Genomic DNA, 23,860 nt, shown 5'->3' on the forward strand with positions numbered 1-23,860 from the left:
ACTTCACAGCGGACCGGAACCAATGGCTCCGGTCCGCTTGCCTGCCTATTCGATGGTTCGGGGCACGTTCCGGTTGCGTTCCTCCTCCGAGATCCAGGTCTCTTCGTCCTCGACCAAGTAGTCGGGACGGTCACCCCGGCTGTTCTCGTCCTCGGACCGTCGGCCATTGCGACCAGCCATGCCGCCGGCCCCGCCCGCCATAGCGCCGCGCTGGCTTCCGCCACGGCTGCCGTGGAGGCCTGCACCGCCACCGGCACCCTTGCCAGTGACTCCCTTCGCCGCGCCGACCACGCCGCCACGGGACTTCGCAAGGGCTCCCCGGCCGCCAGCACCAGCACCGCCTCGGCCAGCTGCGCCAGCTCCGGCGCCACCCATACCGCCCATACCGGATCGTCCTCCAGCGCCGCGGCCTGCTGCCGCACCGCCACCAGTCAGACCACCGCGACCGCCAACAGCGCCAATGCCGCCGCGTGCGGCAGCACCGCCCGCCAGGCCAGATGCTCCGCCAGGGGCCACGATGCCGGAACCTTGAGCTCCGCTGGTGCCGAAGTTGCCACCACCGACGCCTGGTCCGCCAACGCCCGTGCTGGGGCCAGTCCCTGTCAAGCCTGGGGAGATGCTGTCAACCTTCGTTCCAGCTGTCGGGAGCTGGGAACCGCCGGTGATGCCAGGGTTACGGGGCACCGTAGGCGTCGGCTTAATGTTCGTCGTCGGCCCCGCGCTCCACGGCTTGGCCGTGGCGCCTCCCCTACTCGGACTTGAGCCGCCACCAGACGGCACAGGGATAGGGGGAGGCATCGGCGTTTGAGGGTTCGGGGGCTGGAAGGGATCCCTCGGGTCAGTTTCTCGAAGATTTCCGCTCGAGTAAGCCTTGTAATTGACCCCCAACTGCTCCATGATCGCCACCCCCTTCAGCTGCGCTTCCTTGCCCGCAGACAGGGAGTCTGCATTCGCCTTGGCGGCGGCCTCAGTACTCACGCCCTTGTTGATGTCTGCCAGCAATTGCTCATCGCTGCGCTCATCGTCCGTGAGTTTGTCCCAGGCCCTGTCCCAGCCAGAAGGTTCTTCGACCTCCCGCATCTGGGTCATGGAGTTCCGCAGATCGTTCTGGACGGCGTGCATGGTTTCCCCGTAGTGGTTCGCCCACGCAGCGCCGTTCCGAATGTTCTGCATGATCTCGTTGGCCTTCTTACGGAACGCCTCGGCCGCGTCGCCCTCCCAGTGTTCAAGGACGTTTTCCACTGCGCTTTGCATCATGCCCGCGACGCTGTCCTTCGCGGATACCGAGTCCACACCGCCGCTTTTGCCGTCGCCGTCACCGCCGGACAGGATGTTGTGGACCGACTTCCAGTGCTGGCTGACCTCGTAGATCCGGCCGGGGTCCGCGTCCAGGATCATGGATCGCAGCTCCGGGATACTCATCTTCATGAAATCCGAGTCGAGTTTGCTGCGGTCCGGCCCCCCCATACCGCCGTCCTTGGTCGACTCAAGCCTTTGGTCGTGCTTGTCCTGGATGCGCTGCTGCTGTGCCTTCTGCTGAGCCTCGTAGTACTCAGGGCTGTTGTAGTAACCGCCGTAGCCGTAGCCCATTGCCGTAACGTCCCCTCTGTCAGTGACCTGTCGCTGAACCGATTAGTAGGCCGAGCCCGTAGACCCGCCGTCGGGAGCAGCGCTCACGCCCTGCTTGTTCGCCTGCTCCTGGTTGCTGTACTTGTCCCTGACCTTCGAGGTGCTTGTACTGAAGTCGTCGATCAATTTGTGCAGATCTCGGATGATGTTCTCGATCCGGGTCTTCTGCTTCTGGTGAGCCTGATGAAGCTCGTTGGACTCCAGGAACTTCATACTTCCGAAAGCAGTACTCGGGATGTCCGTCTCGTACTTGGCCTTGGTGTTGGCCTTGTCCATGTCTGAGAGAAGGCCGTTGAGCTTGCGGATGACGTTATCCAGCTCGCTCAGATCAACCCGCATTCCGTTACTCATACCCCGTTGTCCTCTCCCCTGTTCCTCAAGTTGTCAGCACCCACTCGGTGCTCAAATCATCGCCCACGTCGGCTGACGGACTGCCCAGCCCGTCCAACCGGCCCAGCCAACGCATCCCGCCGACTACGCCAGTCCCGCAAAGCCACCCCACTCCCCGCAACCACCAACGCCAGAGCCATCCCCGTGCCCAACACATAGATAGCTACCCGGCGTTCCCGCTCAGCCTCACTCTCCCCCATGGTCACAGCCATCGGAACGACTCCGCCCGCTCCGGGCGCGACCGGCGGATCCGGCTCCGGAGACTCGCCCGGTGTCGACTCCTCCTGCAACGCGGCGACCGGGTCGACGACGCCCCACCCGATGTAGGGGTTGGGCTCGCGCCCCGGGCGTTGTGCGGTTTCCTCGATGCGGGTGGCGATCTGGGCGGCGTTCCACTCCGGGTACTTGTCCATCAGCAGAGCCGCGACACCCGCGACATACGGCGCCGCGAAGCTCGTGCCGTCCGCGGTGCACTGGCCGCCGAGGGGGACCGTGGAGACCATGCTGACGCCCGGTGCCGCGACGTCGACGAAGTTGCCCGACTGTGAGAAGGGGGCGCGTTCGTCGTTGCGGTCGGAGGCCGCCACCGCCAGGACGCCGTCGTAGGCCGCGGGGTAGGTCTTCGCGAGCTTGCCGTCGGCGCCGTCGTTGCCAGCGGCTGCCACGATCAGGGCGCCCGCATCCACCGCGTCCGCCACGGCGGCCGCGAGTGTCGGGTCGTCCTTCTTGTTCTGGGTGTCCGAGGAGATGTTGATGATCTTCGCGTCCTGGGCGACCGCGTAACGGATCGCCGCCGCCATCGTCCCCGCGTCGCCCTGCTTCTCCTGCCCGCCCGTGTAACGGAGGGAGAGGATCTTGGCCTCCGGTGCGATGCCCACGAAGCCCGTGCCCTTGAGCGGACGGGCCGCGATGATGCCTGCGACCCGGGTGCCGTGTCCTTCGATGTCCTTGGTGGCGGCGCCGTCGACGAAGGTCTTGCTGCCCGGGGCCATGGCGTTGGTCAGTTGGCGGTTGGAGGCGTCGACACCCGTGTCGATCACCGCGACCGTGACGCCCTTGCCCTTCGCCTGTCCCCACAGCTGGTCCAGCAGGATCCGCTGGAGCGACCACGGCGTGGACTTGATGACCTTGCCGCCGAAGACGCATTCCGTGCTGTCCGCCAGGCCGAATTCCGTGCCGGCCGACACGGTGCCGCTCGAACCAAGGGCGCCTGCCGCCGTGTGGCGCGTAGGTACCGACGGGTCAGCGAATGCCGGCGTCACCAACGCCGACGTACAGCAGATCCCCGTCACCGCGAGCACACCAAAAACCCGCTGCAGTGCGCGGGTTCCACTGTTACGGCTACGCGAGCGGGCTGTCCGGCCCTTCACGCTCAGGCCCCCCATGTTCAGGCCCCCAGGGCTTCCTTGCTTCTCTCGAAGCTGGGTCATGTGTATGTGACGGATGTCGTGGATGTAGCTGGTGTCGTGGCTGTAGCGACACTTGTGAAGATTTGCGGGATTTGCTGCATGCAGGTCCACAGAAGTCGTCTGCGATCCCACAGAAGCTGTCCGCGATCCCGCAGAAGTTGTGTACGACCCCGAAGCAGAGGTCGGCCCAGCCGACGCCGTGGCGTCAGCTGGGCCGATTCTCTTCATCTCAAGCCCCTCGGGCCGCCGACGGGCTCAGGCCCAGGTGTTGGCGTTGCTCTTCTCAGTGGCCTGGTAGTTCTCGGCCGCGCTCTGCAGCGCGGTGGAGATCTTCAGCAGGGTCGCGTGCAGGTCGGCGGCGGTCTGGTCCCACTCGCGCTGCTTGCGCTGGTAACCCTCCTGCGCCTCGCCTTCCCAGGTGCTGGCGACGCGCTTCACCGCGGCCTCGATGTCGTCGAGCTGCTGCTTGATGCGGCCGGCCGTGGACTTCACGTCCGTGGACGCGTTGGTGATGGTTGCGTAATTGACGAGGATCGACATCGTCGTTCCCTTTCAGGAAGAATCGAAGGAAGTCTGTGGAAGTCGGGAGGAAGTGGAGAACTTCAGCCCGACCAGCTTGATCGGATCGAACGGCTTGATCGGATCGAACGGCTTGATCAGCCCGAACGGACCAAACGGCTCGATCAGCCGAAGTCCGACATGATCTTGCTGATCTCGGCGTTCTGCTGCTCTTCCGACGCCGAGTAGTTGCTCCGCGTGGAGTCCACGGCTTCCTTGATGTCGTTGAGGATGTCGCTCATCCTCTTCGCGTCCGCGTTCCAGCGGTCCTGGAGCTGGCGGTAGGACTGGGCCGCCTGGCCCTTCCAGCCGCCGGCGATCTGGTCGATCACTCCGTTGAGGCGGCGGATCTCGCCCTGGAGCTGGCCGTTGACGGTGTTGATGTCACCGGAGAGCTTGGTGAGTTCGTCCTCTGTTACCCGGAACTGGCCGGCCATGATGAACCTTCCCCCATGTCGTCGTTGATCCGGGAAACCTGCACTGGTGCCCGGAGAAGCTTCGCACCGTTGAGCGCTGCAAACACTCTATCGCCAGCCTGTCACCAGACCACAGGCACGGCCAATCAGTTACACGGCTCACACACTTGAGCGATCATCTTGTGACGCTCACGCCGTCTTACTGTCAAGTGCGCCTGCCCGCAAGCCTGTTGGTCAGGTCACTGACTCTGTTCCTGCGCCGCGCTTCCGGTGTCCAGGGTGGGCCCCTTCGGGATGAATGTCGCCCACGTCTGCGGCACGATCGCGGGCTGGGAGACGTCCTCGTAACCCAGCCGCGTGCGCGCCTTGTCCGTCTCGCTCGCGTCACCGTTCGAAGAGCCCGAGGCGTCCGAGGACGAGTCGCTGCCGCTCTCCTCCGCCTTCGCCGCGCTGTCGTTGCCCTTCGGCAGCGAGTACCGCAGGCCCGTGTCCGTCAGCAGGTACTGCGCGCCGCCGCCCCCTGCCGCACCGGTGACCTCCGTGAAGAGCAGGCCCGAGCCGGACGAGACGTAGGCGCTGAGCGAGTCGGCGATGACCCTCTTCGGGTACGCCGTTCCGGCCCAGGCGGCGAGCTGCGGCTTGTTGCCCTCGCCGATGGTGCCGTCGTAGACGCTGCACGAGGTGTTACGGGCCTCGCCGTTCGGCGTGGTCGCGGGGTTGGCCTGCTGCGGAACGGTCTGGGGCCAGCCCTTGTTCTGGTAGAAGCGGTTCGCCGGGCCGTTGTTGGCTGTGGTGATGTCCTGGGGGGCGACCTTGATGTCTTCGATCGCGTCCTGGCCGTACGCCTCCTCGGCGGCGGGCGATGCCTTGATCAGGGCTGCGACGAAGGGCGTGATGGCGGCGATCTCGTTCTTGAGGACGACGTAGTACTGCTCGCCCTGCGCGTCCTGCGCCTTGAGCACCCGGCCCACCGTGCTCGCGTTGGCGGGGAGTCCCTGGACCGAGGTCGCCTCGCCGACGTTCGGGACCGTCGGGAAGGTGATGACGCTGCCCTTGTTGAGGGTGCGCAGCCACTCGGCGCTCACCGGTTGCGGCTCGGCATCCCGGCCGACCACGGCGTTGCGCAGCAGTTCCATGGTGACGTTGTCGAGACCCGCCGTATCGCCCAGCAAGAAGAGGTTGCCCTTGCTGTCGACCAGGAACTGCCGTCCGGTCTGGCGCTCTACGACGTAGAGAGCCTCGCTGGGGTTGACTTTCCCCGCGTTGTTCAGCGACTTGGCGTCGTCGGCGTCGAGGACGAAGACGGCACGGTCGATGGCGCCGGTCTCCGATCCCGGGGTCGGACGCTCGCACACCGCCCAGGTCTTCGGCGTCTCCGCGTCCTCCTTGGCGGGCAGCCGGTCGGGAGCGTAGGGGATGCCGATCGTCGCGCCGTGCCGGATGCCGCTCTTGTCGATCTCCTTGCCGGGGACCTCGAGAACGGTGCCCTTGCCCTTGTCGAGCAGCAGCTTCGCGGAGGCGTAGTTGAGGACCGGGTGGAGGACCTTCTCCACCTTGCTGTCGTCCGGGTCCGGATCGAGGACCACGTACCGCGTCGTGGAGTCGCTGTCGACGATGATGTACTCGCCCGGCGTGTCCCAGCCCTTGGGTGCCGTGGGCTTGATCACGCCCCAGGCGATGAAGCCGAGCACCAGTACCAGGCCCACGCCGAGGCTGGGCATCACCGTACGAATGGGACGCGGGGCGCCTTCCTCCGAGCCGCCCGGTGACGGCGCCAGGAACGCCGCGACGGTGCGCTTGCGAGCGAACGTGTAGGCGGCGAGCTCATCCCGACGCTTTGCCATGGTCCCCGTTTCTCCCGTTTGTGATGCTCGATGGTGTTGCGACGTTCCGGCCGCGTCTGCCGCGTCTGTACTGCTCGATCACGGTCGTGATGCTTCGATCGCGGTCGTGGTGTTTCGGGCGTGATCGCGATACTTCGACCGCGCTCGACAGGCCGATCCGGCCGCGCAGGCACCTACTATGCCCTGCGCCACGGGGCGACGATCCATCAGGTGTGCGGCCGACCCCGCATCTTCACAGAGCTTCACGACAGCGCTCCACCACGCGGGGCCGGTCCATGACAGGCTGACCACCTGGGTTTTGGGTGTCCCCTGTGTCGCCCGGTGTTCCGCAGCGGGTACCGTGAGCCACCCGCATGGATGTTGAGGGCCATCGGTGCCCCTGGCCCGTCGCCGGGATCGCGGACCTCTCGGAACAGAGGATCCCGCCCGGCCAACGGCCACTACTTCGCGAAAGGGATGTCCCGGGGGATGACCAGCGCTACGAGCACTCGGCGCGGACGCCGCGCACAGCAGCAACAGGGAGGTCCGGGCGGCAGACGTTCGTCGACTGCCCCGGCCGCCCCCGCCGCCGCGTCGCCGCGCACGCTGCCGCGCCCCGGCGGTCTGGGCCCGGTGCGGTTGCAGCAGCTCATCCTGGTGGAGCTCGCGGCGGCGGTCATGCTGGCCGCCTGGGCCGCCGACACGTCCTGGCTGCTCGTACCGGCCGGTGTCGTGGCGGCGTTGCTGCTGCTCCTGGCGGTTCTGCGCCGGGGTCGCCGTCCGTTGCCCGAGTGGTACGAGACGACCCGCGCGCTGAGGCAGCGCCGGCGCGACGCCAAGCAGCCCGTGTCGCCCGGGACGGACGCGATGCTGGCAGCGGTCGTCGAATGCGACCCCGCCCTGCGGACGTACTCCTTCGTCTCCCGTGACGACCGCTCGATCGGCATGATCGGCGACGGTTCCTTCCTGACCGCCGTCCTGTTCGTGCAGCCGGGAGACCAGCCGTTGCGTCCCGGCGCCGCCGAGCGGCAGCTGCCGCTGCGGCTGATCCAGGACGCCCTCGAGGTCGACGGGATCCGTCTCGCCTCCGTACAGGTCGTGCAGCACACGCAGCCGGCGCCGGCGCCGCATCTGCCGCAGCAGTCGCTGGCCGCGCGGTCGTACGGCCCCCTCCAGGCGCAGTCCGGTTCGCCCGCGCTCCGGCTCACGTGGGTCGCCCTCAAGCTCGACCCGGAGCTGTGCCCGGAGGCGGTCCAGGCCCGCGGTGACGGCGTCCCCGGCGCGCAGCGCGCCCTGCTGCGCGTGGCCGACCAGTTGGCGAGCCGGCTGGCCGGCGCCGGCTTCAAGGCGACCATCCTGGACGAGACCGAGCTGGTGCAGGCGCTCGCGACGTCCAGCTGCCTGAACCCGCGCGCCAACGCCCAGCACGCCCAGGACGGGCGGACTCCCCAGCGCCGTACGGTCGAGTCGGTGCGGACCTGGCGGGTCGACGACCGGTACCACACGACGTACTGGGTCTCCCGCTGGCCGCAGTTGGGGAGCGGTGGTGTGGCGCTGCCCGAACTGGTCACGCGGTTCACCTCGCTGCCGGTGCTCGCCACGACGTTCAGCATGACCCTGAGCAAGGCCGGCAACCGGGGTGTCGCCCTCACCGGGCACGTCCGCGTCACCGCTCGCGGTGACAGTGAAGTCGGCCAGGTGGGGCGGGAGTTGGAGCGGGCCGCGAGTGCCGCGAAGGTCGGTCTGGTCCGTCTCGACCGGGAGCAGGTCCCCGGTGCTCTCGCCACTCTGCCGCTCGGAGGTACGTACTGATGTCCCACCCCGCCTCGACCATGCCCCCGGGGCAGCAGGGCCGGGCCCCCGGGCGCACGCCGGCACACGTGGCCTCGCCCACCGACACCGGCATGATCCCCATCATCCGGCAGCCGGAGACCCCGCAGCAGCAACGCCGCATCGTCAGCCCGGGGTTCGGGCTGCGCGGGCCGCGCCGCAACCGCCATGTCGTCACCGCCGACGAGCTCGCGGCGATCAGCATGCCGATCGGTGACGACGGCGTGATCATCGGCACCGACCCGGAACAGCAGCCGGCCGTGCTGGGTCTGTCCCGTCCGACCGCCTTCGACGTCGTGCTCGTGGGTGGCCTCTGGCTCGCCCAGGTGCTGGCGTTGCGCGCCGCCGCGACGGGCGCGCGCGTGGGCGTCGAGACCGGACGTCCGCAGGCCTGGCAGCAGTTGGCCCAGGCGGCCGGCGGCGGTCAGCAGTGCGTGACGGTCTATCCGGTGGGCCGGGTTCCCGCGCAGGGACCGTCGGTGTCCAGTCCGGTGGTGTTGTTCCGGGACTGCGGCATCCGACCGCCGCGCGGGCGGGTGACGTCCGTGCCGTGGCAGGCGGTGGTGACGGTGTTGCCGTTCGTCAGTGAGCATGCGCCGCGCTGGCTGGCTCAGGCCCATCTGGTCGGGATCCAGCGCATCTCGCCCTACGAGACCGAGGCCGTACGGGACACGCTCGGGATCCCGGAGGAACAACTCCAGCACCTGCCGACCCTTCACGACGGCGTCGCCCTGTGGTGCACTCGCAAGCATCAGAAGTTCGTCATGACCGAACCCACCGATGCGGAGACGGGCCTGCTCGGCGTGGCCCGTCGTATGGACTGACACGTCGTCGTCTTCGGGCGGGGCGCGAACGAGGCCTCGCCCAGGGGGCTTTCCGTCCGCGCCCATGCGGCACTTCCGTCCACGCGACCGGGGCTATAGCGTCCGCGCCCGTGGGGGCTTTTCCGTCCCGCCATGCGAGTGATTAGGCTTCTGGTGGTGCGGTGACGATCGCAGTCGCGTGGGACTAGCCACTCGGTCCGCCCGGCCGCGACGACGACCAGCTCAGCAGCAGTGGCTGACCAGGAGGCAAGCAGTGAACAGGGATCGGTCCGAGTACAACGGCGGGAGCCCTTCCTCGGACGGGGACGATCACGAGGTGGATCTCACCGGCGAGTTCGAAATCGTCTACACACCTCCCGCCTGGTACGCCCAAAGTACGCAAAGTGGTTCCGCGGCCGGTGAACAGCAGGACGGCGGGCAGCCGTCGCCGCCACCGCCGACGGGATCGCCCGTCGGGTCGCCCACCGGTCCGCCCGGCGTTCCCGCACCGCCCGCTCCCGGACCGGCTCAGCCGCCGGCCCAGGGTGCGCCACAGCAGCCCGCCCAGCCCCCGCACCCGGCCCAGCCCGCGCAGCCCACTCCGGCTCAGGGCACGCCCAGCCCGCACCAGCAGGGCCCCGCCACGGGTGGCTACGGTTTTCCGCAGCAGCAGTCCGCGCCGGGCGCCCCCGCGGCCGGCGGGTACGGCTATCCCCAGCAGACCGGAGCCGGAGCGCCGCAGCCGGCGCAGGACACGTCCGGTGGCTTCGGCGTACCGCAGCAGGACACCTCGGGTGGTTTCACCGCCCCGCAGCAGGGCGCGCCTGCCCAGCCGCCCGCCGCGCCCCCACAGCACACGCCTGCCCAGCCGCCCGCCGCACCCGGCTTCCCCGTGCTGCGTCCGGTCGACACGGACGCCCAGGCCGGCCCGGCCCCGACCGCCACCCCGGCGGCCGGCGTCCCGGCAGCGCCCGCGCCCGAACAGCCCGCCCCCGCACAGCCGGTGGCGGAGCCGGAGCCCGAGCTCAACCACGCCGCCGCCGACGCCGAGGCGGCGCTGCTGTTCGGCGGTGCCGACGACGACGTGGACGAGCAGCCGGGCGACGAGGCGGAGCCGGGTGACTCCACCGGTTCCGTCCCCGGTGCCGAGGGCGACGAGTCGGCGCCCGTCCAGGCCGACGCGGACTCCCCCGGGCATGCCGATTCCGAGGCCGCTGCGGCGACGGCGGAGGCAGAGCCGCAGGCCCCCGCGGACCCGGCGACGGCTCAAGGACAGCAGCCGCAGGCACAGCCCACCGGGCAGGCCCCGGAGGCACCTCAGGCACAGCCCGCCGGCCAGGCCCCCACGCCGCCCCAGACCGGGCAGCCGCTTCCCCCGCTGCCCCAGGGCTTCGCCCCCGCGCACCCCGGCCAGGGCATGCCGCAGCAGGCGGGACAGCCGGACCAGCAGGCCGCGGCCGCCGCCGCACAGGCTGCCGCCGCCCAAGCCGCCGCCGCACAGGCGGGCGGATACGGCTACCCCCAGCCTCCCGCCCAGCAGCAGCCCGCACCTCCGGCACACCAGACCCCGCCGCAAGGCACGTTCGGCCCGGCCCAGCAGGCCGGCTACCCGGCGCCGCAGGCCGGACAGCCCGCCGTCGACCCGCGGCAGGCGCCTCAGCCCGGACAGCCGCATCCCGGACAGCCGCAGGCCGCCGGATACGGCTACCCCCAGCAGGCACCGCAGGCCGCACAGCCGCAGCCCGGACAGCCCCAGCCGGGGCACCCCCAGGCCGGACAACCGCAGGCGGACGGGTACGGCTACCCCCAGCAGCCGCAGCACCCCGCACAGCCCGGCTACGGCTACCCGCCCCAGCAGGCCGGTTACGGCTACCCGCAGCCCGCGCAGCCGCAGCAGCCCGCCCCCCAACAGCAGCCCCCGGCCCAGCCCCAGCAGCAGGCCCCTCAGCAGCAGGCGCCGCAGCAGCCCGCGCCGCAGCAGAACCCCGCTGTGCCGCCCGCCGCTTACGGCAACCCGGGCGCCCAGGGCAACCAGGGCTGGAGCGCCCCTCCCGGCCCCCAGGCCGGCCCCGGTGCTCCCCAGCAGCAGCAAGCCGCGCCCGGGACTCCGCTCGGCTACAACGCCGCCGTGGAGCTCTCCTCCGACCGGTTGCTGCGCAACCAGCCCAAGGCCCGCAAGAACAACCAGGCCCCGTCCCGGTTCAAGCTCGGCGCCAAGAAGGAGGCGGCGGAGCGGGAGCGGAAGCTGGGTCTGATCCGTACGCCGGTGATGTCCTGCTACCGGATCGCGGTGATCAGCCTCAAGGGCGGCGTCGGCAAGACCACGACGACCATGGCGCTCGGCGCCACGCTCGCCACCGAGCGTCAGGACAAGATCCTGGCGATCGACGCCAACCCGGACGCCGGCACCCTCGGCCGACGGGTCCGGCGCGAGACGGGCGCGACCATCCGTGACCTGGTGCAGGCGATCCCGCAGCTGCACAGCTACATGGACATCCGCCGCTTCACCTCGCAGGCGCCCTCCGGTCTCGAGATCATCGCCAACGACGTGGACCCGGCGGTCTCCACCACCTTCAACGACGAGGACTACCGCAGCGCGCTGGACGTGCTGGGCCGGCAGTACCCGATCATCCTCACGGACTCGGGTACCGGTCTGCTCTACAGCGCGATGCGTGGAGTCCTGGACCTCGCCCACCAGTTGATCATCATCTCCACCCCGTCGGTGGACGGCGCGAGCAGCGCCTCGACCACGCTCGACTGGCTGTCGGCGAACGGCTTCGCCGACCTCGTCCAGCGGTCGGTCACCGTGATCTCCGGTGTCCGCGAGACGGGCAAGATGATCAAGGTGGAGGACATCGTCGCGCACTTCGAGACGCGTTGCCGCGGTGTCGTCGTGATCCCGTTCGACGAGCACCTGGCGGCCGGTGCCGAGGTGGACCTCGACATGATGCGTCCCAAGACCCGCGAGGCCTACTTCGACCTCGCCGCCCTCATCGCCGAGGACATCGCGCGGACGCAGCAGGGCTTCGGCAACCCGAACATGCAGTACCAGCAGCAGCCCCAGCAGGGGTACCCGCCCCAGCAGGAGTACCCGCAGCAGCAGGAGTACCCGCAGCAGCAGGAGTACCCGCAGCAGCAGCCCCAGCAGCCCTACGCCCAGCCCGGCGGCGCCCCGCAGCCGGGTCAGGGCTGGGGGCAGGCCCCGCAGCAGCCCGCGCCGGGCCAGGGCTGGCAGCAGCAGGCGCCGCCGCCGCAGGATCCGCAGCAGGGTCAGCCGAACCAGCAGCCGGGCGTCGTACCGCCCGGCTGGACGCAGCAGTAGCGGACGGCTGGAAAAGGGAGAGGGCCGGCACCTTCACGGTGCCGGCCCTCTGTCGTCGTGCCGTTCAGCCCGCGGCAGCGATCAGCTCCCGGCAGCGCTTCACGTCCTCGGCCATCTGCTCCAGCAGGGCCTCGAGCGACTCGAACTTCGCCTGGCCGCGGACGAAGGCGAGGAAGTCGACGGCGACATGCAGGCCGTACAGGTCCAGGCCCACGCGGTCGATGGCGTACGCCTCCACCGTGCGCTCGGTGCCGTCGAACTGCGGGTTCGTGCCGACGGAGATCGCGGCCGGCATCACCTCGCCCTGGGCGTGCAGCCAGCCGGCGTAGACGCCGTCGGCGGGGATGGCGGTGTGCGGCAGCGTCTCGACGTTGGCGGTCGGGAAGCCGAGCTCTCGCCCCCGCTGAGCACCCCGTACGACCACGCCCTCCACGCGGTGCGGGCGGCCCAGGATCTCGGCGGCGCCGGTGACGTCGCCCTCGGCGACCAGGCGCCGGGTCAGAGTCGAGGAGAAGGGCTCGCCGCCGCCCGCCTCACCGGTCACGTACAGGTCGACGACCTCGACCTCGAAGTCGTAGGTCTTGCCCTGTTCGGCGAGGAAGTCCACGTTGCCCGCCGCGCGGTGGCCGAAGCGGAAGTTGGGGCCCTCGACGACCGCCTTGGCGTGCAGCTTGTCGACCAGGACCTTGACCACGAACTCGGCCGGCGACAGCTTCGAGAACTCGGTCGTGAAGGGGAGGATCAGCACCGCGTCCACGCCCAGCTCGGCCATGAGGTCGGCGCGGCGGTGGTGCGGGGCCAGCAGGGGCGGGTGGCTGCCGGGGCGGACGACCTCGCTGGGGTGCGGGTCGAAGGCGACGACGACGGCCGGAACGCCCAGCTCACGGGCGCGGTCGACGGCGTGCCGGATGATCAGCTGGTGCCCGCGGTGGACCCCGTCGTAGGAGCCGATGGTGACGACGCTGCGCCCCCAGTCCTCGGGGATGTCCTCCAAGCCACGCCAGCGCTGCACTGTGCCTGCTCCTTGTCGCAAACTCGTCGAACCCGTGTCCGTCTGTGCCTCGGACGCTCTTACGCAGGTCTAAGGGTGCCATGCCGGGCGCCTCGGGCCCGCATCGGCATGGGGCTGTGACCGGGTGCACGTAGGGACGCGCTGGTCAGCTGCTCATGCGGGAACTCGTACGCCGGCCAGGCTCTCGATCATCCGGCGGGTGCTCGGCCCCACGACCGTCGCCCATTCCTGCGGGGTGTCGTTCAGCCAGCCGGCGATGCGCGCGGCGAAGCCGGGGACGTGGCGGCCGAGATCGACCAGTCCGCGGTCGAAGCGGGCCGCGCCGTCCGGGGTGCGGACGAGGAGCACTCCCGTGTGGTGGACCAGATCGCGGAGGTGACCGTCGCCCTGCTCGCCGCTCTGCCGGACGGAGGCGTGCAGGAAGGCGTCCAGCACGGCGGGGCTGCGCTCGTGGTCCAGCAGGAAGTCCAGGAGCTCGCGGCGCAGGGCGCGCGAGGCGGGGGTGCCGGGAGCGGCGAGTACGGCGGCGAGGGCGGCCCGCACCTCTTCCGGACCGCCCGCCAGCAGGCCGGTGACCAGCGGGAGGAGTACGGCGCGGGCGATGGGGCCGTGGTCGAGGCGCCGGCCGACGTACGCGGCCATGTCCTCGGCGGCCTCGGGGTGCCGCTCCACCGCCTCCCCCACGAGGGCGGCGACCCGGCCGGCGAGGCCGGGCGGGGTGACGTCGGCGAGGGTGCGCAGCGCCTCCGTGGCGTCCGGTCGGTGCAGGCGCGCGCGGAAGGCGTCGAGGACCGGCTCGGGGTGCGTGGTCAGGGCGGTGACCAGGGCGCTGGGCGGCAGCTGCGGGTCACCGGCCGCGAAGTGCCGTACCGCCTGCGGGAGATGACGGGCACGGGTGCGGGGGTCACGCACCAGCATGGCGAGCGCGCCGCCGTGCAGGGTGCCGTCGGTGGGGCGGTCGAGCAGCGCGAGGGCCGCGTGGCGCAGAAGCTCGCGGTCGGCCTCGGTGCGGGCATGGGGCGCGGCGCGCGGCCCGTACACCACCGCGGCGACGCGTCGGGCGGGCCTCTCGTCGTGCGCCCAGCGGTCGACGGCGCGGCACAGGGCGGACGGTTCTTCTTCGGCCAGCACGGCGAGCAGCTCGTCGGCCCGGCGGTGCGCGCTGTCGACCAGCGTCTCGGTGAGCTCGTCCGGCGCGCGGTCGCGGTGGGCGTACAGCAGGGCCTGGGCGGCGCGGCCGACGGTCGCGTCGGGGGTGGCGGGGAGCGGGCGGTCGTCGTCGAACCAGCGGGTGAGGTGGGGCTGTACGGCGGTGGGGTCGGCGGCGAGGAGCTGGGCCACGGCGTCGAGGTAGCGGGGATGCCGGGGCGCTGCGGCGTCGGTCGGCGGGCCGTCGGCGAGGACGAGGCGGCGGAGCAGGTCGAGGCGCTCGCCGTCCGGGACCGGCAGCGCGGTCCAGAAGTCGGGGCCGAGCTCGGGGGGCACGCTGCCGTGGTGCCGGCTCCAGGCCACGATCCGGTCGGTGAGGAGGCGCAGTACGTCCTGGTACGGCGTCGCGTCGGGGACGCGCAGCAGGGTCTCGGTGAGGAGCCGGGCGGCCCACCAGGAGTGCCGGTCGGCGTCCAGCGCTTGCGCCAACTCCTCCAGCCGGAGGGCGAGTTGGTCGGCACCCTGGTGACGCGCCAGCAGGAGGAGGGCCTGGACGACGGGACCGATGCGGTGGTGCGGTACGGGCACGGGGTGAGCGGCGTCGGGGTCGGTGCGGCGGCGGTGGACCAGGGCGTGCAGGGCCTCGTCGAGGTCGAGGTGCATGCCCTGGATCCAGTCGGCGAGTTCCTCGTGGGCGAAGCGGTAGCCGTTGCCCGCGGGGACCAGGAGGCCCTCGGTGAGCACGGCGGACGCCCAGCCGGTGCCGCCGCCGAGCCTCGCGGGGGCGGTGCCCCAGGGGAACACGGCCTCGAAGGACGCGCGGTCCAGCTCCCCCTGGCCGGGGCCGAGGCTGCGGCGGGCGGCCTCGTGTACCTGGCCGGAGACCTTGGCGGCGAGGCGGCGTACGGCGGTGCCGCGCAGGCCGTTCTGGGCGGCGAGGCGGACGGCGATGCGCAGGCACATGAGGTCGAGGTGGGCGGAGAGGACGTCGTCGCGGTCGAGCCGGGGGTGGGGCGTGTCGGGGAGGGCGGCGCGGACCTCGGAGAGGAGGCGGAGGGTGAGGGGGTGGCGGGCGTCGGGGCCGGCGAGGGCGCCCTCCGGGATGCCGTAACGGATTCGGGCGTGCCGGGCCTCGTCGGGGGTGAGGTCGTCGAGCCGTACGCAGGGCGGAAACCACCCGGACGTGCCGTGCACCGCCCGATCGGCGGAGCCGTACAGCACTTCCTCCGGGAACTCGGCGCCCGCCCGTTCCCAGTACTCCGCCCTGCACGCCACCACCAGCCGCGCCCCCGTCACCCGCAGCCACTCCTCCGTGCCCTCGGTCCACTCCGTGAGGCGGTGGGCCAGGACGGGAGGCATCTCCTCCGGGCCGTCCAGGAGGAGCAGGAGGGGGCGGCCGGTGCTGCGGGAGAGGTGGGCCAGGCGCTCGGGGGTCGTGTCGCCCAGGGCGGCGAGGTCGGACGAGGCCGCCGCCGCCACGATGCGGGCCGCCCGGGTCAGAGCCCGACCTGCGGCGTCGGCCACCGAGGTGTCGTCGTCCTTCAGGTCGGCGCCGCGCAGCCACAGGGTGGGGGCCGGTTCCGGATCGCGGTGGCGGCGGGCGGCCAGGGCCGCGAGTTCGGTCGTACGGCCGCTGCCCGGGGGCCCGACCAGGCCCAGCACCGCTGCCCCGCTCTCGGTGAAGGCGTTGAACTCCCGTACCACCGAGGCCCGTTGGACCGGGGCCACCGCCCCCACTCCCCCGGCCTCCACACCGCCGACGCAGCCTGCCGGAACCCCCGCCGGACCGTCCTGGCCGACCGACGTGGCCGTCAGTTCCAGTACGCCGGCCAGGTTCAGGTCGGCGCCGTACGCCGGCACGGTCGCCGCGTTCTCGGCGAGCAGCTCGGCCAGCGGCCCGTCGGCCGTGACGGGAGGCAGCAGCGGCACGGCGAACCCGGCGTCGCGGTGGCCGGACCGCAGTGCCGTGCCGAGGACGCCCACCACCGCGCCGGTCCCGGCGTCGAGCACGGGGCCCCCGGCCGCCCCTCCGCCCGGCCGCAGCGCGTCCCGGCCGGCGGTGCCGATCGCCAACTCCAGGGCGTCGTCGAGGAGATGGCAGCGGTCCGTCGCCGGGTACGTCACGGACGTCGCGCCCAGCACCCGCGCCTCCCGCCAGCCACCGGCCGCGATCCGGACGTACGCCCCGGTTTCGACCCGGTCCCGCACGGTCACCGGCAGCGGGTCCACGCCCAGCCCTTCGGTGCGTACGAGCGCCAGGTCGAGGGCGGGCAACGGGGTCACCGCGCTCTCGGGCACCACACAGCTGCGGTCGCCCTCGGCGGCGTGCAGGACCAGACGGGACAGGCCGTCGACGGCCTCGTGGCTGGTGACGACCGTGCCGCGGTGGTCGGCGACGAAGCCGAGGCCGCGGGGCCGACCGGCCGGGTCGTGGATGCGCACCAGGGCCGCGTCGCGGACACGGGCGCCGATGCCGTCCGACATGTCCCGCGGGCCCGATGGATCCGGGCCCTCGGCGCCCCACGCCTCCCCCGTCACCCGCGCCCCGTCAGCCATCCCCGGCATCCCCTGCATCCCCGGCATCCGGCGGTCGCCGCCCGCCCGCGGGCCCCGTCCCGCCATCGTCGAACCTCCCCGCCGTACGTCCACACGCCCATACGCCCGCGCCCTGTTTTTTCGACGGTAGGTGCGATGTGATCAGCGGGACAGCTCGCGCGGTGAACGCGCCCCCTTCCGCTCCCTCGGTTCACTCCGAGCGCCCGCACGGACGGGTGAACAGACGGGGGTCGCTGGATACACCCTAGGGGTGGGGGAACCGAGGGGGGACCGTGGAGCGGCGGGCAGAGGACCACCCCGTGACCGCCGCTCCACGGGCGGACTTCCGAAGGAGGCCGGAGGCCGGGCGCCTCAGCCGGCCCCTCTGCCTGCCCCTCAGACGAAGATGGCGAGGCTCTTCGCCTTGCCCTTGTGCTGCTCCACGAGCGCCAGGAAACGGCCCTCGGGGTCGAAGACGGCGACGGGGCCGCTGCCCGCGTACTCGTCGGGCATGTCGAGGCGGACGCCGTTCGTCAGCAGACGGGCGCGCCTGGCGTCCACGTCCCAGCGCGGGAAGGCGGCCGCCGCGGCCTCGGCGATCGGCATCACGGTCAGCTCCTGCTGGAGCTGGTCCAATGTCTTGGCGGCGTCCAGCTTGTAGGGGCCGACGCGGGTGCGGCGCAGCGCCGTGAGGTGGCCGCCGACGCCCAGGTCGGCGCCGAGGTCACGGGCGAGGGCCCGGATGTAGGTGCCGGAGGAGCAGACCACCGACACGACCAGGTCGAGAACGGCGGTGCCGTCGTCGGCGACGGCGTCCCGGACGTCGTACACCGAGAACGACGAGACGGTGACCGGCCGCGCGGGGATGTCGAAGTCCTCGCCGTCCCGCGCCCGTTTGTAGGAGCGCACGCCGTCGATCTTGATGGCGCTGACCTTGGACGGCACCTGCATGATGTCGCCGGTCAGCTTGGCGATCCCGGCGTCGATGGCCTCGCGGGTGACCTTCGAGGCGTCGGCCGACGCCGTGATCTCGCCCTCGGCGTCGTCGGTGACCGTGGTCTGGCCCAGGCGGATGGTGCCCAGGTACTCCTTCTCGGTCAGGGCCAGATGACCGAGGAGCTTGGTCGCCTTCTCGACGCCGAGGACGAGCACGCCCGTCGCCATGGGGTCGAGGGTGCCGGCGTGCCCGACGCGGCGGGTGCGGGCGATGCCGCGCATCTTGGCGACCACGTCGTGCGAAGTGAAGCCCGACGGCTTGTCGACGATGACAAGGCCGTCGGGCGTGGTGTGCTTCTGCGTCATTCCGCGGTGTCGCCGTCCGTCTCGTCCTCGGCACCCGGCTTGCGGTACGGGTCCGCCTCACCGGCGTACTTCGCGCCCGCGGACACCTCGCGCACCTTCTCGTCGGACTGGCGCGCCTTGTCGAGGAGGTCCTCGATGGTGCGTGCGGTGTCCGGCAGGGCGTCGGCGACGAAGGTGAGGGTCGGCGTGAACTTCACGCCCGCGGCCGCCCCGACGGCCGAGCGGAGCACGCCCTTGGCGCTCTCCAGTCCGGCGGCCGCGGCCTTGCGCTCCTCGTCGTCCCCGTACACCGTGTAGAAGACGGTCGCCTCCCGCAGATCACCCGTGACGCGGGTGTCCGTGATGGTGACGTGCGAGCCGAGCCGCGGGTCCTTGATCCCGCGCTGCAGCTTCTGGGCCACCACCTCTCGGATGAGGTCCGCCAGCTTTTTCGCCCGCGCGTTGTCGGCCACTGGTCCGTCTCCCGTTCTTTCTTCTTCTACGTTCTTGGCTGTTGGTCGTCAGTCGTCGTGCTCACCGTGGAAGCGCCGCCGTACCGACAGCAGTTCCACTTCGGGACGCCCGGCGACCAGCCGTTCGCACCGGTCCAGTACGTCGGTGAGGTGACCGGCGTCGCCGGACACCATGGCGATGCCGATCTCGGCCCGCCGGTAGAGGTCCATGTGGTCCACCTCGGCCGCGCTCACCGCGTACTTGCGCTGGAGCTCGGCGACGATCGGGCGGACGACGGAGCGCTTCTCCTTCAGCGACCGTACGTCGCCGAGGAGGAGGTCGAAGGACAGCGTCCCCACGTACATGTGTAACCGGTTCACCCGCCGGTACGGGATCGATGGTCCTGCCGGCCGTGTGGCCAGGGACATCAGAAACCGTACAACGAAGGGGCCGGGCGGATCGACGGATATTACGCTCCGTGGACCGTGCGGCCCGGCGTCCCCGTGCCGGTCGGACACTCTCCGCAAACGGCGCGCTGGCCGACAGGACCGAAGTCCCGCCGGCCAGCACGAACCGTCGGCTTTACGCCCGCGGCTTCTCCCGCATCTCGTACGTCGCGATGACGTCGTCGACCTTGATGTCGTTGAAGTTGCCGAGGTTGATACCGCCCTCGAACCCTTCGCGGATCTCGGTGACGTCGTCCTTGAAGCGACGCAGACCCTCGATGTTGAGGTTCTCCGCGATGACCTTGCCGTCGCGGACCAGGCGCGCCTTGGTGTTGCGCTTGACCTCGCCGGAGCGGATGAGAACACCCGCGATGTTGCCCAGCTTGGACGACTTGAAGACCTCGCGGATCTCCGCCGTACCGAGCTCGACCTCTTCGTACTCCGGCTTGAGCATGCCCTTGAGGGCCGCCTCGATCTCCTCGATCGCCTGGTAGATGACCGAGTAGTACCGGACGTCCACGCCCTCGCGCTCCGCCATCTGCTGCGCACGGCCGGCTGCCCGGACGTTGAAGCCGATGACGATGGCGTCGGAGCCCATGGCCAGGTCGATGTCGGACTCCGTGACCGCACCGACACCGCGGTGCAGGACGCGGATGTCGACCTCTTCGCCGACGTCCAGCTGGAGCAGCGAGGACTCGAGGGCCTCGACGGAACCGGAAGCGTCACCCTTGATGATCAGGTTCAGCTGCTGGACCTCGCCGGCCTTCAGCACCTTGTCCAGGTCCTCCAGCGACACGCGGCGCGTGCGCTTCGCGAAGGCCGCGTTGCGCTCGCGAGCGGCACGCTTCTCCGCGATCTGGCGGGCCGTACGGTCCTCCTCGACCACGAGGAAGTTGTCGCCCGCACCCGGGACGTTGGTGAGGCCCAGGACCTGCACCGGCGTCGACGGGCCGGCCTCGGTGACGTTGTTGCCGTTGTCGTCGTGCATGGCGCGCACTCGGCCGTAGGCGTCGCCCACGACCATCGTGTCGCCGACCCGCAGCGTGCCTCGCTGGACGAGGACCGTCGACACGGCACCGCGGCCGCGGTCGAGGCGGGACTCGATCGAGATGCCCTGCGCGTCCTGGTTCGGGTTGGCCCGCAGGTCGAGCGAGGCGTCGGCCGTGAGGATCACGGCCTCCAGCAGGGAGTCGATGTGCAGACCCTGCTTGGCGGAGATGTCGACGAACATGGTGTCGCCGCCGTACTCCTCGGCCACCAGCCCGTACTCGGTGAGCTGACCGCGCACCTTGGTCGGGTCGGCACCCTCGACGTCGATCTTGTTGACCGCGACGACGATCGGGACCTCGGCCGCCTTGGCGTGGTTGAGCGCCTCGACCGTCTGCGGCATGACGCCGTCGTTGGCCGCGACGACCAGGATCGCGATGTCGGTCGACTTCGCACCACGGGCACGCATGGCGGTGAACGCCTCGTGACCCGGGGTGTCGATGAAGGTGATCTTGCGCTCTTCGTCGTTGACCTCGGTCGCGACCTGGTAGGCACCGATGTGCTGGGTGATGCCGCCGGCCTCGCCCGCGATGACGTTCGTCTTACGGATGGCGTCGAGCAGTCGGGTCTTACCGTGGTCGACGTGACCCATGACGGTGACGACCGGCGGACGGACCACCAGGTCTTCCTCGTCGCCCTCGTCCTCGCCGAACTCGATGTCGAAGGACTCGAGCAGCTCGCGGTCCTCCTCCTCGGGGCTGACGATCTGAATCGTGTAGTTCATCTCGTCGGCGAGGAGCTGCAGCGTCTCGTCGGAGACGGACTGCGTGGCCGTGACCATCTCGCCGAGGTTCATCATGACCGCGACGAGGGACGCCGGGTTGGCGTTGATCTTCTCCGCGAAGTCGGTGAGCGACGCACCGCGCGACAGGCGAATGGACTCGCCGTTGCCGCGAGGCAGCATCACGCCGCCGACCGACGGGGCCTGCATGGCCTCGTACTCCTGGCGCCTCTGCCGCTTCGACTTACGGCCACGACGCGCGGGACCACCGGGACGACCGAAGGCGCCCTGCGTGCCACCACGGCCACCGGGACCACCGGGACGGCCACCGAAGCCGGGACGGCCACCGCCGCCACCGCCGGGACCACCGGGACGACCGGCGAAACCGCCGCCACCGCCACCGGGACCACCGGGACGACCGGCGAAGCCGCCGCCACCGCCGCCACCGGGACGACCGGCGAAGCCGCCGCCGCCCGGACGACCGCCGCCACCGCCACCGCCACCGGGACGACCGCCGCCACCGGGACCACGGCCACCGGGGCCACCGCCGCCGGGACGCGGGCCGGCAGCAGGACGCTGCGGCATCATGCCGGGGTTGGGACGCGGGCCGCCGGGGCCGCCGCCGGGACGAGGACCGCCGCCCTGCGGACGGGGCATGCCGCCCGGCGTGGGACGCGCGCCGCCCGGAGCCTGCGGACGGGGACCGCCCGCCGCGCCCTGGGGACGGGGACCGCCCTGGCCCTGCGGACGCGGAGCGCCGCCGGGAGCACCGGCGCCACCCGGGCCACCGGGACGCGGGGCACCGCCGGGACGGGGCGCCTGCGGGCGCGCCATGCCGGTGGAGCCACCAGAGGTGAACGGGTTGTTGCCCGGACGGGGACCGGCCGGACGACCGCCGGGACGCTGGGCGCCGCCACCCGGACGCGGAGCGCCGGGACGGTCGCCACGGTCACCACGGCCCTGGCCACCCTGGCCGGGGCCACCCGGACGCGGGGCGCCGGGACGCGGGGCCTGGCCGGCCGGACGCGGGGCGCCCGGACGCGGGCCGGAGCCCTGGCCCTGGCCCTGAGAGGCGGCCGGCGCGGCGGGAGCCGACGGGGGTGCCGTGAACTCGGGCGTGGTCGGAGCCGGGGACGCCGGGGCGGGCCGCGGCGCGGGCTTCGGGCCCGGAGTGGGACGGGGGCCGGGAGCGGCCGGCGCGGCGGGAGCCGCGGGCTTCTCGGCGGCGGCCGGCTTGGGGGCCGGCGGGCGTGGGGCGGCCGGACGGGCAGCCTGCGCGGGAGAGGGGGCTGCCGGCCTGGCCGGAGCAGCCTTGCGTGCGGGGGCGGGCTTGCCGCCTCCGTTGCCCTGCTGGAGGGCGTCCGTCAGCTTACGGACGACGGGCGCTTCGATGGTCGAAGACGCCGAACGGACGAATTCACCGAGTTCCTGGAGCTTGGCCATGACGACCTTGCTCTCAACCCCGAACTCCTTGGCGAGTTCGTATACCCGGACCTTAGCCACTTCGCTCCTTTTAGGTCCGGGTTGCGGCCGGACCGTCGCTACTTCATGGGCGTACTCATCGCGTGCTCATCGAGTGCTCATCGCAATCTCGACCTACTTCCAACTCGCGGGGTACCTGGGCCGCACGGGGGTTCCGCGCGACGCTTCTTACGGTGTTGCCTGCTCAGCAACTGTTGTCCGCTCGACGTACTGGCGCAACGCCTTTGTGTCGAGCGCTCCCGGGGCGCGCAACGCCCGCGTGAACGCCCGGCGGCGTACCGCCTGGTCGAGACAGACCAGTGCGGGGTGCACATACGCACCCCGGCCGGGCAGCGTACCGCGAAGATCAGGGACGCATTCATCCTTGATCGCCACGATGCGCAGCAGATCAGCCTTGGCCGCTCGCTCCCGGCACCCCACACAGGTGCGTTCAGGGCATGCGCGGACGCGTGTCCGGCCAGACACTCTTAAGTCTACCTCCCCGCACCGACCTCACCCCTTCGGGGCAGGATCCGAACAGTTGTCGCGCAGTAACCTGACGTGATCTAAGCGGCCTGCGGCCGGGATCTATTCCCCGGGCTGCTCGGTGTCCGGACGGATGTCGATCCGCCAGCCGGTGAGCCGGGCGGCAAGCCGGGCATTCTGCCCTTCCTTCCCGATCGCCAGCGACAGCTGGTAGTCGGGCACCGTCACGCGGGCCGAGCGGGCCGCCATGTCCACGACCTCCACCTTGGAGACCCGGGCCGGCGACAGCGCGTTCGCCACCATCTCGGCCGGGTCGTCCGACCAGTCGACGATGTCGATCTTCTCGCCGTTCAGCTCGCCCATGACATTGCGCACACGGCCGCCCATGGGGCCGATGCAGGCACCCTTGGCGTTCAGGCCGCTGCGGGTGGACCGTACGGCGATCTTGGTGCGGTGGCCGGCCTCGCGGGCGATGGCGGCGATCTCGACGGAGCCGTCGGCGATCTCCGGCACCTCCAGGGCGAAGAGCTTCTTCACCAGATTGGGGTGCGTGCGCGAGAGGGTCACGGAGGGACCGCGGACGCCCTTCGCCACCCGTACGACGTACGACCGCAGCCGCATCCCGTGCGGATAGGTCTCGCCGGGCACCTGCTCCTGCACGGGCAGGATGGCCTCCAGCTTGCCGATGTCCACGAGCACGTTCTTCGGGTCGCGGCCCTGCTGGACCACGCCGGTGACGATGTCGCCCTCACGGCCGGCATACTCGCCGAGCGTCGCGTCGTCCTCGGCGTCGCGCAGCCGCTGCAGGATGACCTGCTTGGCGGTGGTGGCGGCGATACGGCCGAAGCCGGACGGGGTGTCGTCGAACTCGCGGGCCTCCTGGCCCTCCTCCAGATCCTCGGGATCCTCCTTCGCCCACACGGTCACATGGCCGGTCTCCCGGTTCAGCTCCACGCGCGCGTGGCGGCGGCTTCCCTCGGTGCGGTGGTAGGCGATGAGGAGGGCCGACTCGATCGCCTCGACCAGCAGGGGGAAGGAGATCTCCTTCTCCCGTACCAAGCCCCGCAGGGCACTCATGTCGATGTCCAC

At 71.2% G+C, this 23,860-nt stretch carries 17 protein-coding genes; 3 read left to right on the top strand and 14 right to left on the bottom strand.

The features are described from left to right. Nucleotides 1-45: 45 nt before the first annotated feature. The 6 genes from QQM39_RS10915 to eccB form a co-directional block, all read right to left on the bottom strand. Nucleotides 46-1,590 carry a WXG100 family type VII secretion target gene (locus QQM39_RS10915; RefSeq protein ID WP_301996501.1) on the bottom strand — a complete coding sequence of 515 codons (1,545 nt, stop codon included), beginning with the start codon at nucleotides 1,588-1,590 and terminating at the stop codon, nucleotides 46-48. Nucleotides 1,591-1,632: 42 nt separating this feature from the next. Beyond that, complete coding sequence (locus QQM39_RS10920) at nucleotides 1,633-1,980, bottom strand: hypothetical protein (RefSeq protein WP_301996502.1); 348 nt, start codon at nucleotides 1,978-1,980, stop codon at nucleotides 1,633-1,635. A gap of 56 nt (nucleotides 1,981-2,036) precedes the next feature. Beyond that, entirely contained in the window at nucleotides 2,037-3,206 is a 1,170-nt protein-coding gene (gene mycP / locus QQM39_RS10925) for a type VII secretion-associated serine protease mycosin (protein ID WP_301996503.1), read from the bottom strand. A gap of 477 nt (nucleotides 3,207-3,683) precedes the next feature. After that, nucleotides 3,684-3,968, bottom strand: coding sequence for a WXG100 family type VII secretion target (locus QQM39_RS10930; protein ID WP_274243957.1), 285 nt, complete (start codon nucleotides 3,966-3,968; stop codon nucleotides 3,684-3,686). 143 nt (nucleotides 3,969-4,111) lie between these two features. Beyond that, the gene (locus QQM39_RS10935; protein ID WP_301996504.1) at nucleotides 4,112-4,423 is read right to left on the bottom strand and encodes a WXG100 family type VII secretion target; all 312 of its coding nucleotides are present in this window, start codon (nucleotides 4,421-4,423) and stop codon (nucleotides 4,112-4,114) included. Nucleotides 4,424-4,641: 218 nt separating this feature from the next. Continuing rightward, entirely contained in the window at nucleotides 4,642-6,246 is a 1,605-nt protein-coding gene (gene eccB, locus QQM39_RS10940; RefSeq protein WP_301996505.1) for a type VII secretion protein EccB, read from the bottom strand. Nucleotides 6,247-6,714: 468 nt separating this feature from the next. Between eccB and eccE the strand changes: the two genes are divergently transcribed. From eccE to QQM39_RS10955, 3 genes are all read left to right on the top strand, one after another. Next, nucleotides 6,715-8,037: a type VII secretion protein EccE gene (gene eccE, locus QQM39_RS10945; protein ID WP_301996506.1), complete on the top strand. Its 1,323-nt coding sequence runs from the start codon at nucleotides 6,715-6,717 to the stop codon at nucleotides 8,035-8,037. Then, nucleotides 8,037-8,879 carry a hypothetical protein gene (locus QQM39_RS10950; protein WP_301996507.1) on the top strand — a complete coding sequence of 281 codons (843 nt, stop codon included), beginning with the start codon at nucleotides 8,037-8,039 and terminating at the stop codon, nucleotides 8,877-8,879. The genes eccE and QQM39_RS10950 overlap by 1 nt, the downstream gene beginning before the upstream one ends. Nucleotides 8,880-9,132: 253 nt before the next feature. Continuing rightward, the gene (locus tag QQM39_RS10955; RefSeq protein WP_301996508.1) at nucleotides 9,133-12,180 is read left to right on the top strand and encodes an SCO5717 family growth-regulating ATPase; all 3,048 of its coding nucleotides are present in this window, start codon (nucleotides 9,133-9,135) and stop codon (nucleotides 12,178-12,180) included. Between the two features lie 64 nt (nucleotides 12,181-12,244). Here the strand turns inward: QQM39_RS10955 and QQM39_RS10960 are convergent, their stop codons facing one another. The 8 genes from QQM39_RS10960 to nusA form a co-directional block, all read right to left on the bottom strand. Next, entirely contained in the window at nucleotides 12,245-13,192 is a 948-nt protein-coding gene (locus QQM39_RS10960; RefSeq protein WP_301996509.1) for a bifunctional riboflavin kinase/FAD synthetase, read from the bottom strand. Between the two features lie 153 nt (nucleotides 13,193-13,345). After that, nucleotides 13,346-16,825 carry a trypsin-like peptidase domain-containing protein gene (locus QQM39_RS10965; protein ID WP_302003544.1) on the bottom strand — a complete coding sequence of 1,160 codons (3,480 nt, stop codon included), beginning with the start codon at nucleotides 16,823-16,825 and terminating at the stop codon, nucleotides 13,346-13,348. 447 nt (nucleotides 16,826-17,272) lie between these two features. Then, a complete protein-coding gene (truB, locus tag QQM39_RS10970) occupies nucleotides 17,273-18,178 on the bottom strand; it encodes a tRNA pseudouridine(55) synthase TruB (RefSeq protein WP_301996510.1) in 906 nt (301 codons plus the stop codon). Then, a complete protein-coding gene (rbfA, locus tag QQM39_RS10975) occupies nucleotides 18,175-18,630 on the bottom strand; it encodes a 30S ribosome-binding factor RbfA (protein ID WP_301996511.1) in 456 nt (151 codons plus the stop codon). Before rbfA ends, truB begins: the two co-directional genes overlap by 4 nt. A 48-nt stretch (nucleotides 18,631-18,678) precedes the next feature. Beyond that, nucleotides 18,679-18,975: a DUF503 domain-containing protein gene (locus QQM39_RS10980; protein WP_302003545.1), complete on the bottom strand. Its 297-nt coding sequence runs from the start codon at nucleotides 18,973-18,975 to the stop codon at nucleotides 18,679-18,681. A 217-nt stretch (nucleotides 18,976-19,192) separates the two neighbouring features. Further along, nucleotides 19,193-22,327 carry a translation initiation factor IF-2 gene (gene infB / locus QQM39_RS10985; RefSeq protein ID WP_301996512.1) on the bottom strand — a complete coding sequence of 1,045 codons (3,135 nt, stop codon included), beginning with the start codon at nucleotides 22,325-22,327 and terminating at the stop codon, nucleotides 19,193-19,195. Between the two features lie 147 nt (nucleotides 22,328-22,474). Then, nucleotides 22,475-22,771, bottom strand: a complete 297-nt coding sequence (locus QQM39_RS10990) for a YlxR family protein (protein ID WP_301996513.1) — start codon at nucleotides 22,769-22,771, stop codon at nucleotides 22,475-22,477. 102 nt (nucleotides 22,772-22,873) lie between these two features. Then, on the bottom strand, nucleotides 22,874-23,860 hold the full coding sequence (gene nusA / locus QQM39_RS10995) for a transcription termination factor NusA (RefSeq protein WP_062723060.1): 987 nt from the start codon (nucleotides 23,858-23,860) through the stop codon (nucleotides 22,874-22,876).

It is taken from the genome of Streptomyces sp. DT2A-34, from assembly GCF_030499515.1.
Classification (GTDB): Bacteria; Actinomycetota; Actinomycetes; order Streptomycetales; family Streptomycetaceae; genus Streptomyces.

Bases quoted from the DNA above. Each gene is read 5' to 3' on its own strand.
- eccB (WP_301996505.1), bottom strand. From the start codon at position 6,246: ATGGCAAAGCGTCGGGATGAGCTCGCCGCCTACACGTTCGCTCGCAAG.
- QQM39_RS10980 (WP_302003545.1), bottom strand. From the start codon at position 18,975: ATGTACGTGGGGACGCTGTCCTTCGACCTCCTCCTCGGCGACGTACGG.
- QQM39_RS10915 (WP_301996501.1), bottom strand. From the start codon at position 1,590: ATGGGCTACGGCTACGGCGGTTACTACAACAGCCCTGAGTACTACGAG.
- QQM39_RS10935 (WP_301996504.1), bottom strand. From the start codon at position 4,423: ATGGCCGGCCAGTTCCGGGTAACAGAGGACGAACTCACCAAGCTCTCC.
- truB (WP_301996510.1), bottom strand. From the start codon at position 18,178: ATGACGCAGAAGCACACCACGCCCGACGGCCTTGTCATCGTCGACAAG.
- eccE (WP_301996506.1), top strand. From the start codon at position 6,715: ATGACCAGCGCTACGAGCACTCGGCGCGGACGCCGCGCACAGCAGCAA.
- QQM39_RS10965 (WP_302003544.1), bottom strand. From the start codon at position 16,825: ATGTCGGACGGCATCGGCGCCCGTGTCCGCGACGCGGCCCTGGTGCGC.
- QQM39_RS10950 (WP_301996507.1), top strand. From the start codon at position 8,037: ATGTCCCACCCCGCCTCGACCATGCCCCCGGGGCAGCAGGGCCGGGCC.
- QQM39_RS10920 (WP_301996502.1), bottom strand. From the start codon at position 1,980: ATGAGTAACGGAATGCGGGTTGATCTGAGCGAGCTGGATAACGTCATC.
- QQM39_RS10930 (WP_274243957.1), bottom strand. From the start codon at position 3,968: ATGTCGATCCTCGTCAATTACGCAACCATCACCAACGCGTCCACGGAC.